At 71.0% G+C, this 15,629-nt stretch carries 16 protein-coding genes, 1 tRNA gene and 2 pseudogenes; 6 read left to right on the top strand and 13 right to left on the bottom strand.

The window, feature by feature from the left end:
* Positions 1–232 precede the first annotated feature (232 nt).
* Positions 233–391 (bottom strand): hypothetical protein, encoded by a 159-nt coding sequence (locus ACQUFX_RS12160; protein WP_428966121.1) that lies wholly within the window; start codon positions 389–391, stop codon positions 233–235.
* Positions 392–900: 509 nt separating this feature from the next.
* On the opposite strand from ACQUFX_RS12160, the gene ACQUFX_RS12155 reads away from it, so the two are divergent.
* Positions 901–1,626: a hypothetical protein gene (locus tag ACQUFX_RS12155; RefSeq protein ID WP_428966120.1), complete on the top strand. Its 726-nt coding sequence runs from the start codon at positions 901–903 to the stop codon at positions 1,624–1,626.
* An 88-nt stretch (positions 1,627–1,714) separates the two neighbouring features.
* On the top strand, positions 1,715–2,182 hold the full coding sequence (locus ACQUFX_RS12150; RefSeq protein WP_428966119.1) for a hypothetical protein: 468 nt from the start codon (positions 1,715–1,717) through the stop codon (positions 2,180–2,182).
* 41 nt (positions 2,183–2,223) lie between these two features.
* Here ACQUFX_RS12150 and ACQUFX_RS12145 read toward each other — a convergent pair whose 3' ends face one another.
* The 3 genes from ACQUFX_RS12145 to ACQUFX_RS12135 all read right to left on the bottom strand — a co-directional run bounded on the left by ACQUFX_RS12145 (position 2,224) and on the right by ACQUFX_RS12135 (position 5,002).
* Positions 2,224–3,216, bottom strand: a complete 993-nt coding sequence (locus ACQUFX_RS12145; RefSeq protein ID WP_428966118.1) for a MerR family transcriptional regulator — start codon at positions 3,214–3,216, stop codon at positions 2,224–2,226.
* A 118-nt stretch (positions 3,217–3,334) separates the two neighbouring features.
* On the bottom strand, positions 3,335–4,453 hold the full coding sequence (locus tag ACQUFX_RS12140) for a hypothetical protein (protein ID WP_428966935.1): 1,119 nt from the start codon (positions 4,451–4,453) through the stop codon (positions 3,335–3,337).
* Positions 4,454–4,588: 135 nt separating this feature from the next.
* Positions 4,589–5,002, bottom strand: coding sequence for an ankyrin repeat domain-containing protein (locus ACQUFX_RS12135; RefSeq protein ID WP_428966117.1), 414 nt, complete (start codon positions 5,000–5,002; stop codon positions 4,589–4,591).
* Positions 5,003–5,290: 288 nt separating this feature from the next.
* Between ACQUFX_RS12135 and ACQUFX_RS12130 the strand changes: the two are divergent.
* Positions 5,291–5,686 (top strand): annotated as a pseudogene (locus ACQUFX_RS12130) (NADPH-dependent FMN reductase); the annotation flags it as partial.
* A gap of 274 nt (positions 5,687–5,960) precedes the next feature.
* Here the strand turns inward: ACQUFX_RS12130 and ACQUFX_RS12125 are convergent.
* The 4 genes from ACQUFX_RS12125 to ACQUFX_RS12110 form a co-directional block, all read right to left on the bottom strand.
* Positions 5,961–6,572 carry a class I SAM-dependent DNA methyltransferase gene (locus ACQUFX_RS12125; RefSeq protein WP_428966116.1) on the bottom strand — a complete coding sequence of 204 codons (612 nt, stop codon included), beginning with the start codon at positions 6,570–6,572 and terminating at the stop codon, positions 5,961–5,963.
* A 220-nt stretch (positions 6,573–6,792) separates the two neighbouring features.
* On the bottom strand, positions 6,793–8,952 hold the full coding sequence (locus ACQUFX_RS12120) for a hypothetical protein (protein ID WP_428966115.1): 2,160 nt from the start codon (positions 8,950–8,952) through the stop codon (positions 6,793–6,795).
* 56 nt (positions 8,953–9,008) lie between these two features.
* Positions 9,009–9,134 (bottom strand) — tRNA-OTHER (locus tag ACQUFX_RS12115).
* Positions 9,135–9,374: 240 nt separating this feature from the next.
* Positions 9,375–9,836, bottom strand: coding sequence for a hypothetical protein (locus tag ACQUFX_RS12110; RefSeq protein ID WP_428966114.1), 462 nt, complete (start codon positions 9,834–9,836; stop codon positions 9,375–9,377).
* A 126-nt stretch (positions 9,837–9,962) separates the two neighbouring features.
* Here ACQUFX_RS12110 and ACQUFX_RS12105 point away from each other — a divergent pair, with 126 nt between their 5' ends.
* The gene (locus ACQUFX_RS12105; RefSeq protein ID WP_428966113.1) at positions 9,963–10,400 is read left to right on the top strand and encodes a hypothetical protein; all 438 of its coding nucleotides are present in this window, start codon (positions 9,963–9,965) and stop codon (positions 10,398–10,400) included.
* A gap of 159 nt (positions 10,401–10,559) precedes the next feature.
* On the opposite strand, the gene ACQUFX_RS12100 is transcribed toward ACQUFX_RS12105, so the two are convergent.
* A complete protein-coding gene (locus ACQUFX_RS12100) occupies positions 10,560–12,020 on the bottom strand; it encodes an MFS transporter (RefSeq protein WP_428966112.1) in 1,461 nt (486 codons plus the stop codon).
* 157 nt (positions 12,021–12,177) lie between these two features.
* Here ACQUFX_RS12100 and ACQUFX_RS12095 point away from each other — a divergent pair, with 157 nt between their 5' ends.
* Positions 12,178–12,816, top strand: coding sequence for a TetR/AcrR family transcriptional regulator C-terminal domain-containing protein (locus tag ACQUFX_RS12095; RefSeq protein ID WP_428966111.1), 639 nt, complete (start codon positions 12,178–12,180; stop codon positions 12,814–12,816).
* 226 nt (positions 12,817–13,042) lie between these two features.
* On the opposite strand, the gene ACQUFX_RS12090 is transcribed toward ACQUFX_RS12095, so the two are convergent.
* From ACQUFX_RS12090 to ACQUFX_RS12075, 4 genes and pseudogenes are all read right to left on the bottom strand, one after another.
* Complete coding sequence (locus ACQUFX_RS12090) at positions 13,043–13,687, bottom strand: putative immunity protein (RefSeq protein WP_428966110.1); 645 nt, start codon at positions 13,685–13,687, stop codon at positions 13,043–13,045.
* Positions 13,688–13,821: 134 nt separating this feature from the next.
* Entirely contained in the window at positions 13,822–14,016 is a 195-nt protein-coding gene (locus ACQUFX_RS12085) for an aldo/keto reductase (protein WP_428966109.1), read from the bottom strand.
* Between the two features lie 94 nt (positions 14,017–14,110).
* Positions 14,111–14,275, bottom strand: a pseudogene (locus ACQUFX_RS12080) (aldo/keto reductase); the annotation flags it as partial.
* Between the two features lie 186 nt (positions 14,276–14,461).
* Entirely contained in the window at positions 14,462–14,878 is a 417-nt protein-coding gene (locus ACQUFX_RS12075; protein ID WP_428966108.1) for a winged helix-turn-helix transcriptional regulator, read from the bottom strand.
* Between the two features lie 85 nt (positions 14,879–14,963).
* On the opposite strand from ACQUFX_RS12075, the gene ACQUFX_RS12070 reads away from it, so the two are divergent.
* Positions 14,964–15,617 (top strand): NADPH-dependent F420 reductase, encoded by a 654-nt coding sequence (locus tag ACQUFX_RS12070; protein WP_428966107.1) that lies wholly within the window; start codon positions 14,964–14,966, stop codon positions 15,615–15,617.
* The last annotated feature ends 12 nt before the right edge of the window (positions 15,618–15,629 follow it).

Here is a 15,629-nt window from a genome sequence, read left to right as displayed (position 1 = left end):
CCCGGACCACCCACCGTGGGTGGTCTCGAATAGATGCCACGGGCAGCCGTTCGACGGTGTCCGTTGATGTGTCTGCCGTGACGGATGCGTCCGCTCCGGTCGCACGCATCACCGCGTCCCGGCTCGCCGTCGAGCCCGAGGGGCGTCAGCTGTCAGGGGCGGAACCGGTCAGCGGCGCGGATCTGGTGATCTCGTCGGTCTGGGCGTCGGCGCCTGCCGGAGCCGGCCGGGCTCAGATCAGCCAGCTCCGCCCGAAGTGGCCGGACGCGCCGACCTCGGTGTTGCCGAGGCCGCCGACGCTCACGGCGGCGAGTTCCTCGTCGATCGGAAGATCGAGGTTGACGATGTCGAGATCGGCGAACTCGGTCGTCTCCGTCACCACGGTGTCCATGACGAACTCCCTCCCCAGGTCACCCACTGTGGGTGACCCTGCAAGTTCCCACAGTAGTCAGTAGACGATAATCATCGATGTCGCGGCGGTTACGGATGCGTCTGCTCCAGCCGCCCGCGCCGGCCGGCGCGGGCGCGGCACCTACCGCAGACCTGTACGAGGCCATCGAGCGTGTCGTCGCCCGAAGGTCACCGGATGCTCCTCGCGCGGCACCGGTGCGCCAGGGCTGGCCGGTGCGAGCGTGGTCGAGCGCCCGCCAACGGGCACGACCATGCGAGAGCCACCCGACCGACCGCTACACCCAGGGTGATGTGACATAAACCCCACGTGTCGGTGTCGGGGTGCCCTGATGGTGGCCGCCGGGTGGGTGCCCGCCGCCGGGGGAGAGGCCGGCCCGGCCGGCCCCTCGCGCCGGCGGGTGGTCCTCCAGCGACCGGGTGACGGAAACACGTCAGGTGACTGTCACCGTGTGGTTCCGAGTGGTGGCGTGCGGTGACTAGCGTGGTGGCATGGCCTCGGTGAGAGAGCGCGGCGGTGTTCCGCCGATCGACCGGGAAGAGGTCCGGTTCCGCGTCTGGGTGGCGGTCGCGTCCGGCGTGCTCGCCGCCATCGTCCTGACCTGGGCCGGGCCTCGTCTGTACGCGGAGTCGGAAGCGTACTCCGCGTATCGTGCGGGCAGGCTCGTGCAGAAGCCGGCGACCGTCTTCGAGATCAACTACTCCGTCGGCACCGGGGGCCCCTACAGCGGCACCAGCGTGTCGCAGAAGGTCCGGTATCTCCCGTCCAGCGGCGGCGAGCGTACGTCCTCGACGGAGGACGGATATGCGTCCGTCAAGGTCAGTGAGGGGCAGGCCGTCGAGCTGGGCCTGTGGGACGAAAAGGTGATCAGCGTCGACGGCCAGTACGTGCGCGACCCGTGGACGCCGGGAGCTCTGGCGGTGTCCACGCTGCTGCCGCCGGCGTTCGTCCTCATGGTGCTGCAGTTCCATGGGCTGTGGAGGCTGCGGACGGATCGGCCGAAGCACCTGTTCGGTAGGACCCGCAGCCGTGGGTACGCGCTGGCCGCCCTCCTGTCGGCCTTCGTGACCGGCCTCGTCGCGGCGGTCGTCGGCGGCGCTCTGTGGTTGCCGGCGCAGGCATTGGTGGCGAGCGCCCTGGCACCGCTCGCGTGGTACACACTGCGGGAGACTATCGACCGCCGTGCCGACCGACGCGGGCAGCACCGACCGACGTAGCCGTCAGCACCAGGGCTCCATGATCACGACGGCCGCCGAGGGGACGAGGGCCCGCGACTCCGGCCCGGCTCGTTCCTAGACTGCGGCGGTGAGATACGACGAACTCGAAGCCGCGATACGACACCTGATCGACACGACCGGCGACGAGCGGCTCCGCGTCTTCGGGGCCGAGACGGTGGCCCTTCTCGTCCGCGACGAGCGGCTGCTCGACATCGCCGCCGAGGGTGAGCTCGACGAGGACGCGGTGGCGGCGCTCACCATCGCCCGGCAGGACGTCCGGACGGCCGACGCGGGCGAGCTACGGGAGCTGATGACGCGGATCGACGACGGTGTTCTCACCGACGGCGACATGGACCCCGAACTCCTGATCACCCTAGCCGCGCTCGAACACTGGACGACGTACCTGGAGACCGGCCGGCGCGGCGAACTCTACGAACTCGCCCTCCGCTCCGTCGAACAGGTCGACTTCCAGGTCTCACCCGATCTCGGCGACTTCCTGGCCGCACCCGAGATGGCCGCCGAGTACGAGCGGATCCAACGGCTGCTCACCCCGTAGGGGCAGGGGCCACCGGGTGCCGGCCGGCGCCGGACAGCTGATCAGCGAGCCGGTTGGGCGGACGCGCGCAGCGCGGCGGCCAGCCACTCGTACGGGAACCGCTCCGGCGGCACGTCGTTCACGGCGGTGACCAGCGCCATGTACCGGTCGAGCGGTCCTGCGGGGTCCGGCGGCGTACGGTCCCACTCCGCGCCGGCCAGCATGTGGTCGGCCGTCTCGATCCGGAACTCGGGGGTGTCCGGTATCCCGGGGTTCTCCGGGGTCGCGAAGATGCCGGTCAGCCACCCGATCCACCGGTCGGCGACCTCCCGCCCTCGTGGCGAGTCCGGCGGCACCCCCTCCCGCGCCGCCTCCATCGCCGCCTCACCGATCGGGGTGGCCGCCTCCAGCGAGTCCAGCATCGGTGCCGAGGACATCAGCGGCCCGGCCCCGGTGGTGCACGCCTCGTACAGCTCCCGGCGGACGGCCTGCCGGAACTCGGGATCCCGGGCCAGCTCGGCCAGCTCGATCCACGCCTCCAACTGGGCCGCCGTGGGATGGTCGGGCAGCTCCGGTCGGGCCCTGCCCCACCATTCGACCATCCGCGTCGGCGGTTCCCAGCCGGTGGAGACCTCGGTCCAGAACTCGTCGATCAGCCGGTCACGTTCCTCGTCCGTCATGCCGGCCAGCTTGTGCATCAGCGTGACCTGCCCGGCCGTGGAGTCCTGCCGCAGGATGGTCGACAGCACCGCGCGGCGGCTGCGCAGCCGCGCCTCCTGCCGGGCCAGCAGGGCCAGGTGGGTGGCGGCCAGGTCACGTAGGGTCGCCTCGCCGGCCAGCACCTGCCGGATCTCGTCCAGGCTGGCGTCGAGTTCCCGCAGCGTCCGGACCAGCTCCAGCCGGGCGATGGCCGACACGTCGTACAGACGGTGACCGGCCGGGGTGGTGGTGACCGGCATGACGACCCCGGCCTCCGCGTAGTACCGGACGGCACTGACGCTCAGGCCGGTCCGCCGGGCGACATCCCCGATGGCGTACAGCTCGTTCATGTCCACGACGCCCATGATGCGATCTCAAGCCGCTTGAGACACAAGCCGACTCACCCAGGAATCGTCCTGACCCGCCGCCGCAAGCGAGGCGTCCGAAAGGCGAGGCTGGGAGACGTGGCCGGTATCAGGAGCGGGCCGGGCCTGTCTGGTCGTCGATGCGCTGTCGCTCGGCGTCGCGGAGGTTCTGGTAGTACTCCGTCCTGGGCTGGTCGCCGAGTCTGTCGGCGGCATCGGTGGCGGCCTGCAACACCACCAGGGGTAGTCCAGGCACCTGGACCGCCTGCCTGTCCGCCTCGACGAAGACCACCTCGGCCAGCGTGCGGTCTGCTGCACCGGCCAGGAGGAACAGCTCCTGCACGTACATCCGCCCCAGGCCCGCCGTCGTCCAGCCGGCCACGCCGTCGAGGACTCGGCGGCACTCCCGCAGCGCCTCCCACGCGGCATGGTGGTCGCCGGCCTGGCGTTCCAGCTGGGCCAGGGACTGCCACGCCGACGCGGACGCCCACGGACTGTCGGCGAACACCAGGCTCTCCCGCTGCGCCACGGCTGCCTCCGCGAAGGCACCCAGATCCGCCAACCAGTACCGAAGCTGGCTGAGCGTGCTCTTGTCGCGCTGGCGACCGGATGCCCACCGGTCCAGCCACCGGCGGGCGAGCGGGCCGTCACCGATCAGTGTGGCGCGGTGCACCCAGCACAGCGGATCCTCGGCGCTCGGGTCGGCTGGGAAACGCAACCGCTTCCTCTGCCGCCATTGCGCCATGTCCTCCTCGGACACGGCCGGCTGGCCATCCCCGGTCAGCAGGCGGCCCAGCACATCGTTTCGGCCGGTGTGCTCACTGGCGCGAACGACATCGACGGTGGCTCGCACCCCGGCAGCGAACAAGTGCTCAACGTCGTAGCCGCACCATGTGTCGAAGTTGGCCCGCTTGATCTCCCAGTGCAGCCACACGTCCTCCACCCACTGCTGCTCGGCGAGCAGAAAGCCGGCCAGCTCGGTCTCCTCGCTGAGCCCCTGGAACGGCGCCTCACCTCGGCATATCGCCTCCTGCTCGGCCATCCACCGCACCAGCGGGAGATCCTCTGCCCGCCGGTCGTACTGCAACGCCCACAACACCATCGCCCGCCGCGCGGCGTGACCGTCGTAGTCGTAGCCGTCGGCGCCCGTGGCCCGCTCATAGCGCAGCTCCTGCCACACGGTCGACGAACTCCGCATCCGGTCCAACTCATGCCGCGCAGCCTCCATCACCGGCTAACGATCTCACCACCAGTGATGTCGACTCACGCTGGCACGCGCCGTCGTCGAGCAGCACGCAGTCCTGCCGCGCGGCGCCTGTCACCGGGGGACATCGTTTCCTCGTCGCTCACCTGCTGCCGACGGTCATGTCGCGCCTGCGGCTGCGAGTAGCGCTTCCGTCTCGGCGTGGCCGTTCCGACTGGTCCATTCGAGGGGCGACAAGCCGCTGCCGTGGTCCTCGCGGAGGTTCGGATCTGCGCCCCGTGCGAGAAGTTCGCGGACGACATCGGAATGCCCCCACGCTGCGGCTGCTGTCAACGGTGTCCCCTCATCGCCGCGTCCACTTTCGAGGTTCGGGTCCGCGCCGGCAGCCAGGAGGATCCGTACCGCCGCACGCTCGTTCTGTACCGCGGCCAGGTAGAGGGGGGTGGTGCCGTCCCGGTCTGCCGCATTCGGGTCTGCCCCCGCGCGCAGCAGCGCCAGCACGGCCGAGGGATCGCCACGCAGCAGCGACGCCATCAGCCGAGCGGTGAGCTTCTTGCGCTGCCGGACGTTCACCGGTGTCAGGGTAAGCGGCGGGATTCGTCACGGGCGCCGCGCCGGGCCCGTGGGTACCCACCGACGCCGCTTCGGCGAGCGGACGGTAGAGATTCCCCACCGGGGGCCATCTCGTGCTCTGACCACGACCTGCGCTACGGGCGGATCCGCGAAACCTCGACCGGCCCCGACGGCCTTCTCGCCGCCTACCTGGCCTTCGGGACGTCGCCAGCACTCGGGGCTCTGCGGGGACGAGCATGTTCATCCATCGGCGATCAGGCCGGCGGATGTGGTCGATCAACGAAAGCGATGCGTGTCCTGGTGCTCGTCTGCAGCACACGCCCCGGCGCACTCGGCCCCGCCGTGGGGCAGTGGCTGATCGAGGCGATCACCCCTCGTGCCGCAGAGCTCGGCGTCGAGCTCGTGCCGGTGACCCTCGGCGATCTGAACCTGCCGTTCCTGGACGAAGAGGAGCATCCGTCGTCGGGCGTCTACCGGCACGAGCACACCCGGCGGTGGAGCGCGATGGTCGACGCGGCGGACGGGTTCATCGCGGTCACGCCGGAGTACAACTACGGGATGCCGGCGACCCTGAAGAACGCGGTGGACTACCTCAGCCGCGAATGGGCGTGGAAGTCGATCGGTTTCGTCAGCTACGGCAACACGTCGGCGGGCACCCGGGCGGTCCAGCACGCGAAGCAGGTGGAACCTCGACCTCTATCGCGGCGAGGGCTACCAGCCGATGCCGCTCGCCGGTCCTGACGGAACCACCTGCCTTGCCAAGGGCCTGTCCGTCAGGCAGCGCTGACGCTGCCGGTCGCTGCGGGACGTACGCCGGATCCAGCCGCCGCCCGTGCCCCGCCCGCCGGTCGGTCGTGGTCGGGGCGGCCCGGTCTGCGCCTGGCGTCCTCGCCGGTCGACGACGTCCGCGGACCAACGGTGCCGTCCGCGTCACCCACCCTCGGCGTGGGCCACCTTCTCACGCGTCGGTTGCGACCGCCGCGAGCGCGGCGTGGGGCCGATGCGTGCCGTCGCCGGGCCGCCGTAGGTGCGCGACCGGTGTGAAGCCGGCACGGGAGAGCCGCTCCGCCAGGTCGTCGACGGGCCAGCGGTAGGCGGTCGTCACCTTGTGGTCGAAGGTGCTGACCTCGTCGCCGTCGAAGAAGCCGACCACCAACCTGCCCGCCGGGGCCATCGCCCGCCGGAACTCGCCGAGCACGTCACCGAGATCCTGCGGCGGTAGGTGGATCAGCGAGTACCAGGCCAGGATGCCGGCGACGGTGTGGTCCGCCACGTCGAGTTTCTCCATCGACCCGAGGTGGTACGTGCCGTCGGGATGGGTCGCCTTCGCGTGGGCGATGAACTCGGGCACCATGTCGATGCCGTGGGCGTCGACGCCGAGCGAGCGCAGGTGACCGGTGAGGTGGCCCGGTCCGCAGCCCAGGTCGAGCACCGGGCCTGACCGCTGCGTCAGGTGCCGCCCGATGAACGCGAGGTCGTCGACGTGGACGTGCCGGCTCGCGCCGAACAGGTCGATGTAGAGGTCCGCGACGGACGCGTATGCCTGCCTGACGTGCGCCAAGTCCACCATGAGTGACCCCCCGAGGTCGAACGCCTCCTGGCCGGGTATCCCGCCGAGGAGGAGACTGCGGTTGTCCCCATCTGTTCGGTAGGCGGGAGAGTTCCCCGCCGCCTACCGGACCCGGGCCAGTCCGAGGAGAGCACGGGCGCTGTACCAGTCCTCCGCATGGCGGAGGTTCCGAATCGAACAGAATAGAAGGAAGCGCCCGCATGGCCTCGGCTGCCGCCGACTACTCAGGGATCAGCTCACTGAGCCGATCCAGTGTATAGATCTCCGATCCGTCCGGCAGATCCCCGGGCGCGTCGATGCCGATGAACGTGACCGGCTCCTGCGGCAACCGGCCGTCCCACATCGTCACCTCGGCCCGTGCGCGCCACCGGTCGACGAGGTAGGACATCGTCAGGTGTCGCCGCTGCACCAACGCCCGTACCCGGTCGGCCGTGGTGAAGGTATTGTCCTCCACCCGGTTGAACGACGGCATACCCGGCAGGTACAGGTGCAGCCACACGGCCTGCCAGCCCTGCTCGCCCCTGGCGAACACCACCGGCAGCGCGACCCGGCCCTGGCCGCGCAACTGCGACCGGGCCCGTACGGTCCGGGCGTCGAACGGCGTGCCCTGCTGGTCCCGCGTCCGGGTCTGGTACCCGAACATCGACTCGGCGACCTCGTCGAACGACTCACCCGCGTAGATGTAGACCTGCGGCACCACGTAGTGCCCGGGAAGCGTCAGCGGCACGTCGATGAACTCGGTGGCACCGTTCGCCGCGTCGGTGACGTCGCCGGAGTACACCACACCCTCGTGGCGGTGGTTCGTCCAGGACACGTGACCCGCGGTGTGGAACTCGTCGTCGAGCAGCAGCACGGACAGGTCGTAGTCGGTGCGACGGCTGGTCTGGCGCCAGTAGGTGAAGAAGCGCAGCAGCTCACCGGAGACCGACCCCCGCGAGCCCCTCGGCAGCACCGCGAATCCGCCTTCGGTCGCCTTGCCCGACAGCGGCAGGGCGACGTCGAGCACCGCCGGGTCCACCACCACCGGTCGCGGCGACTCCGGTAGCCGGGCGCTGATCTCCGCGTCGAGCCGCGCCGACACCTCGGCCACCAACCCGGCGGGCAGCGGCGGCCGCCGGTCCGGCCCGACACACGCGCCCCGCGAGCGGTTCACGTACACCCGGGCGGAGGCGGGCGTCAGCCGGTTGTCGACGTGCTCCCGCAGCGAAAACAGCACCCGGCCGGACGCCGAGCCGAGCGCTCCGGTGACGGCGTCGAGCACGACGCGCTGCTCCGCCGCCGACGCCAGCCGCAGCAGCCGGTCCGCGGATCGCAGGAGCAGACCCGGCGCAGCCGACAGCACCGACGCGGCGGGGCCGATGGCTCCGGTACGGATCGCCGCCTCCGCCCGACCGGCGAGGGTGCGTACCCGCCGCTCGCCCCGTGCGACCGTGAACACCTCCCGTGCGTGCGGCCACTGGTCGTACTCGTGCGGGTGCAGCCGCTCGCCGAGCCGCTTCCACCGTTCCGCGTGGCGCACGACGTCTGCGAGCTTGTCCTGGTTCGCGCCGACGACCTCGTTCAGCGCGGCCAGCAGGATCCGCCGCTCCCGGCGCGGGAAGGCCCGGAACCGCGTGGGTGCCCCGAGGGAGACGTCCCCGCCGGAGACGTGGCAGGCGAGGCGCAGCACGTCGGTCGTCGTGTCCACGGCGACCAGCGGCCGGCCGAGGACCAGCCGGACCCCGTTGAGCACCGCCCGGTTCTCCCGCACCGGGATCTCGGCCGGCTGCACGTCGTCGAGGCAGGCGACGGCGAGCTCGCTGAGGATCGCGAGGTCCGCCTCGCCGTGGGGGGTAGCGCTGCCGGCCAGGGCCAGGTAGAGCCGCGCCGCCTCCACCTCGACGGTGTCGCCGAGACCGAGCACTGTCACCCGGTCACCGGCCGTGGCCAGCAGTTCGTCGTGTGCGGCCAGCAGCTCGGCATACGTGTGCTGGTAGGTGCCGTAGCCCGGCAGGTCGAGCAGGTTCACCCCGCCGGAGGTGGCGGCGTCGCGCAGGTACCCGTCGGTCGCGGTGCCGCCGTCGGTGAGCACGGCCGCCCGGAGCCGGTCCGTCCAGAACTCGACGGTGTCCGGCACGTCGTCGGGGAAGCCGACGAAGTAGGAGTTGTGCTGGACGTGGTCGCCGACGAGCTCACGCACCGCGGACACGACCGTGGCGGCGAGGTCCATCGCCGGCGCGGGGGCCAGGCCGCCGACGTGCTCCAGCAGGGCCGACGAGGCCGAGAACCCGACGTCGAGCAACGCCGCGTCCAGTTGGCGGGCCACCGGCGCGCCGTCGCCGGCCGCGCCGGTGCTCGCCGGCACCCGGAGGGTCTTCTGGATGATCAGCTTCTCGATCACGTGGTCCTCCGTTCCTGGCCGACGCCGCCGGTTGCCGGTCCGCGGCTACGGCACAGTGGGTCGCCGGGGACTCGAACCCCGAACCCCTCGATCCAGCAAGGAGAAGGAAGCGCGTCCATGACCGCACCGGCGGAGGGCGGACGCGCTACTCGTCGAACGCTCTGCCTTTGAGCTAGCGACCCAGGTGTCGATCATCGCACCGGCCGGACGGGCACGGCCAGCGGGTTTCGGTGCCCCTGCCGCGATGATGGCCGGCGCGCCGCAGCGAGCGGCTCCAGCAACTCCAGGCTGGCCGGACTTCCGGAAGTACCTGCCCCAGCTTGTCGGGTGGCCCGACCCCGCGCTGGAGCGCTTCCGGCGACGTCGCCGTTGACGGTGAACGGCCCTTGCGGCGACCCTGGCGCGTGCGCAGTCTGGCGGGCCTACTCCGAGGTTAACTGCTGCGCCAGCCGATCCATGCCACCCCTGATCAGGTGCCCGTAGTCGTCATCGCCGAGCGCGCTGATCCCCGCCTGCGCATGCTGGAGGTGTTCGCGGGCGCGGGTGAGGTCACCGAGCCTGCGGTAGCACTCACCCAGGTTGAGGTGCAGCGACGGATACAGGCCCGCCACCGACATCGGCACCCCGGCCTGCGCGACCCGGGCATCGGTGAGCGAGCCGGCCGCGGTCAGCGCCCGCTGGTCCCAGACCAGCTCCTGGTGGACGTCGTCCTGCACGTCGGCCATCGAGTGCGCGAGGACGCACACGTGCAACGGATCGCCTCGCTCTCCGTCGATGTCGTCCCAGATCTGTGCGAAGACGTCGCGAGCAGCCTCACGCTGGCCCTGCAGATGGTGCAACTGCACGCCGTGGTTGATGCGGGCGAGAGTTTCATCGATGATCATCGCCTGCTCCTGTGTGGGCTCGTCTCGCGATGACGCCCTGGATCGTACGTGCCTCGGCACGACGGCAGGGGCGATCGTGGCGTGGGCGATTGTGGTGGCCGACGGCACGCCCCGTCGGTGCGCGTGGTGCCCGCTCTGGACCGCGCCGACGCCCGGACCCTGGTCACCGCCCATGCCGCGCATCGACCGGTCGATTCCGGAAGCCACCGTGGGATGCTGGGCCGGATGGTCACCAGAGCAAGGGGAACGCGGGTGGACGCCGACTACTACCACGCTGACACCGAGGACGGCGACCACATCGGCGACCCCTCAGAAGACGCCCTGTTCATGCTGATCGAAGGACTGAATCAGCGCGACAACACCTTCGTCGCGATCAACCCCGCCGACGAGGACTCAGCCTGGTACGCGTCCGTCTCACTGCTCGACGACGGCACCTACGAAGTCGAACGCCATGATCCCCACCAACGCCACCACGACCGTACGGTCGAGAACGACCCCAACCGCATCGCCAGGGATCTCACCATCTGGCTGGCCGGCCGCGACTACCCCGACCGGCCAGCCTGAGCACCACCCAAGCCCCGATGTCGATCAGGGCCCGGAGCAACTCGGTTAGGCCGTCCGGTCCGGGGCGTTTCGTTCGTCCACGTGATGCGCGCTTTCACCCCGCCCACCGCAGCCTGGATGCCGTCCCCACACGTCTGGGGTGGATCCGCAGGCCCGGACCTACGACCTGGACCCGGCCGTGCGTGATCTGGGCGACGGGGACGATCCGCTCGGCGCGTCGGCGCCGCTCGGCTTCGGGCGGGGCACCCGGCGCGGGTTGATCAGGATCAGTGTCGTGAGCACGGCGGTCGCGGACAAGGCAGCACAGGTGACCAGCACGGCCCGGGTGCCGTCGGTGACGGCCTGTGGGCCTGCGCCGCCGTGGGCCGTGAAGATCGTGCCCAGAACGGCCGTGCCGACGCCCGCGCCCACAGCGGCGAGAGTGGAGATGGTGCCGGCGACCATACCGACTCGTTCGGGCGCGGTGACGTTCACCGCGACGGCCATGACGGGTGCTCCGGCGATCCCGCCGCCGGCTCCCCACGCCAGCAGCGGAACGAGGAGGAGCCACCAGGGCGTTCCGGGAGTGATGATGAGCGCGAGGGCGGCCAGTCCGGCGGCCTTGAGCGCGTAGCCGAGGCCGATCACCAGGCCAGGCGCACAGTAACTCAGCATCTTCGAGCCGATCAGGCCGGTGATCATTTGCGCGATGAAGACCGGCGTCATGAGCAGACCGGCGGTGGTGGGGCTGAGGTCGAGGGCGTCAGCGAGGTAGAGCGCGAGGTAGACGGTGCCGCCGATGGTCAGCACCCGGGAGAGCAGCACCGCCAGCGCCGCTCCGGTGAACGCGGGGCGGGCGAACATCCGCAGTTCCAGCGTGGGTGACGGTACACGGAGTTGCGCGGCGAGGAATCCGAGCAGCGCCAGGACGGCGCCGGCCAGCAGTGTGGTGTCGTGGCTGTCCCAGGTCGTAGCGGGTCGGAGCAGGAGCGTGGTGGCCGCGCCGAGCCCGACCATGAGGAGCATGCTGCCGACCCAGTCCGGCCGGGTACCGGACGCCGGGTGCGGGGTACGGGGGAGGACGCGTACGGCCAGGACGTAGGCGGTGAGGCCGAGGGGGACGTTGATCGCGAAGACGGCTCGCCACCCGAAGGCGTTGATCAGCAGTCCGCCCAGGGTCGGGGCGATGAGCCCGGCCGCGGTCGCGAACGATGCCCACGCGCCGATGGCGAGGTTGCGATCTTCGCCGGTGTAGCGGGCGGGCAGCAGCGGGAGTCCGTTGACCATGATCGCTGCTGCGCCCGCGCCCTGGATCACGCGGGTGATGGTCAGGAACCACAGGCCTGGTGCCAGTGTCGCCGCCAGAGAGGCGAGCGTGAACACGGCGATTCCGGTCAGGAACAGCAGTCGCCGCCCCCATCGGTCCGACAGGCTTCCGATCACCTGAGTGAGTGCGCCCATCGCGACCATGTAGGTCACCACGACCGACTCGGCCGAGCCGCCTCCGGCGACGTCGGCGCTGATCAGCGGCAGCCCGAGCGCCACGATCGTGATGTCGATGACCACCAGGCCGGCGCAGGCCATCACCAGGGCCAGGACCCCGCTGAAGGGCGGCAGGCGGCGGGACGTCGTGATGCTCATGCGGTCTCCGGTTCTCGAAGCGGCGAGCAGTGGCGGGTCCAGCGTGAGGTCGCTCCCACGCAAAAGTCAACAGGCGTGAAGTTTAGTGGGATGATCGTACGATGGGCCCGTGTCCAGCTCTCCGCGCCGCCGACCGGCGACCCGTAAGGGGCGTCCCGTGCTGACTCGCGAGATCATCGCCGCCGCGGCGTTGGAGATGGCCGGGGCTGAGGGATTCCGAGAGATCACGATGCGCGCCCTGGCTGCCGAGCTGGGCGTGACCGTTCGCGCGTTGTACAACTACGTCGAGGACCGTCGCCAGGTCATCGACCTCACCATCGACCTCATGCTCGATGCCTGGAACCCGCCACCCATGCACGCCGAGACCTGGCAGGCCTCGGTCGCCGGCTACGCCCACTCGCTACGAGCCGTGTACCGGCGTTGGCCCCGCGCCCTGCTGGTCTCCATCGACGAGGACACGCCACCAGCATCGATTCACGCGAACCGGCTGACCAACCTCGACCGGTTTCTCCAACTCCTGCGCGACATCGGTCTCAGTACCCCGGCAGCGCTGGGCATCCACCGCCACCTGTCGCTGCTCGTGCTGTCCTTCGCGCTCATCGTCGATCAGCCCGCCGACCGGGCCGGTGCCACCGACCGGCCGCTCATCCCCCCTGCCTGGCTCGACGACCACGCCGACCTCGACATTCCCGCGCTCCGAGAAGCCGCCGCCCTCCCGACCCCTACCCCCGACGAGCAGTTCGACGCTCTGATCGCTGCCATCACGACGCAGATCGGTATACACCTCGACCCTTGATCACACCAGGGCAGCCGGCCCGGCCCGTTTCAGGAGGACAACCCCGGCTCGGCTGTACTGCGCTCACCCGTCGCCGTGAGCGCGACGTGCGACCCATGCGTGCCAGCGCCGGGACGCCATGGCAGGCAGGCCCTCCGGCCGCAGGGGTGCCCGGGGTGCCCGGCTACGGCGAGGGGCGAGACCCGACCCCTCGACCAGGGCGTCGACGGGATCCGGGCGGCAGACGCTACCGGCTGTCTGGCTGCTGCGGAAACCGTCGGTCCGCATCCTCGCGGAACGTGGGGGAGACGCCGGCGCGCTCGCCGGGTGGCAGGGGGTCGCCCCGCCGTCGCAACGACGCGTCCAGCGTTCGCAGCAGCTCTCCGGCGCGGCCGCGACCGCCCGGGGCGTCGGGGTAGCGCATCAGGACGCGCACCACGACGGCGCTGGCCAGCCCGTGTGCCGTCGCGATGACGTCGGCGCCGACGGTACGGTCGTCGCCGGCATCGAGCTCGACGGCGCGAGCGGCGTGCGCGGCTGCGCCGAGGATGTGCAGGACCTGGGTGGCCTTCGCCAGCGGGTGGAGGAACGCCGCGCTGGCCGCGGCGACGCCGGCCCGCGCGGCCTCGCTCGCCGCGGCCTGTCCTGCGTCGCGGGCTTCCTGGTACGCCCGGTGTGCCGCCCAGGCGCTGTCGCGGATCGCCTTGGTCCGGTCGGCTCCGTCGGCGAACGCCTGCGCGGCGTCGACCGCGTCTCGGGGGCGCCGGTCGTCCGGACGTCCACGTTCGAAGACCGCCAGTGCGGGCCGTGCGCATGCCGCCGCGTAGCCGGCCACCTCCCGGAGTTCGGCGATGCTCAGGTCGATCGTCTGGCTCTCCTCGGGAACCGTCATGCCGACCACCGTATCGTTGATCAATCGGTGGAGACTTTTCGTCGGTCTTGGCTGGTCAGTGCTGAATAACCCTCAAAACAGGGGTACCTCAGACGGTCAGGTCCGGCGCAGCGCGCTGGTCGACGTGGTCGACCTCAGGTTGTGGACGGGTCGATCCGGTGGAGAAGGCGCAGGTCCTGCTCCGTCAGGCGGATCGCGCCGGCCGCCACGTTGTCGACGAGGTGGTCCGGGCTTCCGGTACCGGGGATGGCCAGCACATGCGCACCCTTCTGCAGGACCCACGCCAGCCGTACCTGGGCAGGGGAAACGCCGTGTGCGCGCCACGGCACGCACCTCCTCGTGCTCGGCCCGGGACGTTGCCGCCGTGCGGGCCTCGCCGACGATGGAGAAGAAGGGCACGAACGCGATGCCGAGCTGCCCGCAGGCGCGGAGCAAGTCGTCCTCGCCGGGTGCGTCGACGCTGCGGCGGTTCTGCACGCACACCACCGGCGCGATCGTCCGGGCTTCGGCAAGGTGCTCCGGACGGGCCCCGGAGATGCCGAGGTGGCGGATGAGCCCAGCGTCGCGGAGCTCGGCCCGACCGCACACAGACCGACCTCCGTAGTCGGCACGACGAGAACGGCATCGTGGACATCAAGGTCTGCGCTGTCGATATGCCCCGCTGCACGGGAAACCGTCGACTGACCTCTTCCCCGTGCCCGGCTCCGGCGCCATGACCTCGGTCCGGTTCGCGGACGGACGGGCTCCCGACCGCGGCGACCTCACGTGTGCCGGCTACGTGGTGCAGTTGACAGGTGAATGAGACGCCCGACCGGCCCCGGCATCTCGCATTCGTTCCTGCGCCTCGAAAAGCTCGTCGCCGTACCGGATGATCCATTCGGCGAGTGCGCGCATCGGCCCGTCGGCGAAGGTCCGGCCGAGGGGGGTCAACGCGTAGTCGACCCGAGGGGGCGCCTCGGCGTACGACGTTCGTTCGGTCAGGCCGTTGGTGACGAGCCGGTGGAGTGCCTCGGTGAGAGCCTTGTCGCTGATGCCACCGATCTTCGCCCGCAGCGCGCGACGACGGTGCGGGCCGGCGGCGCGAGCGGCCAGGACCACCGGGTCCCACATGTGCGTGAAGAGGTCCGTGCCCATCCGCAGGCGACAGTCCGCCACGAGATCCACGCAGCCGTCGTCGGTGTCACGAGACATCCGGCCATCGTGTCACGGCCGACGCGCACCGGGCGGTGCGTGACGCTCTGATCGGTACGCATCGGATTTCCTAGGGTCTGACGCCATGCGTATCGGAATTCTCGGCACCGGCACCCTCGCCACGGCGCTCGCCCTCGGCTGGACCCGGGCCGGACATGACATCAGCATCGGCGGGCGTTCGCCCGAGCGCGCGGAAGTGGCGGCGAAGGCGTCCGGGGCCCGGGCCCGGCGGCTACCCGACGTCGCCGTGGACGCCGACGTCGTCCTGCTCGCCGTGCACTGGGAGGGCGTCGCCGACACCCTCACGGCAGCCGGTGCACCCGCCGGGTCGCTCGCCGGTGTACCGCTCATCGATCCGACGAACGCGGTCGAGCATGGCGTCGGCGTGCTGCGGACGGAGTCCGGCCGCGCGATCGCGCAGCACGTCGCCGACCTCGCCCCCGGCGCCCACGTGGTCAAGGCGTTCCACCTGTTCCCCTCGACGCGGTGGACGGCACCCGCGTCGTCACCGGTCACGGTCGCGATGTGCGGGGACGAGCCGCGGGCGCTGGAGGTGGTCGGCTCGCTCGTACGCGACGTCGGAGGCGTTCCCGCCGTGGTCGGCGGGCTGGACCGGGCGCGCCAACTGGAGGAGGTCGCCGGGTTCGTCATCGCGCTGGCGTTCGCCGGCGTCGACCCGCAGTCGGCGATCCCCGCGGTCCCGTCGTCCGGAGCGGACGACCCTTCGCCCCAACCCTGAGCGCCGCTCGTC

It is taken from the genome of Micromonospora fluostatini (assembly GCF_050410825.1).
GTDB classification, from domain to species: domain Bacteria; phylum Actinomycetota; class Actinomycetes; order Mycobacteriales; family Micromonosporaceae; genus Micromonospora; species Micromonospora rosaria.
Note: the sequence above shows the minus strand (reverse complement) of the source record. Positions and strands in the feature narration are given on the sequence as shown.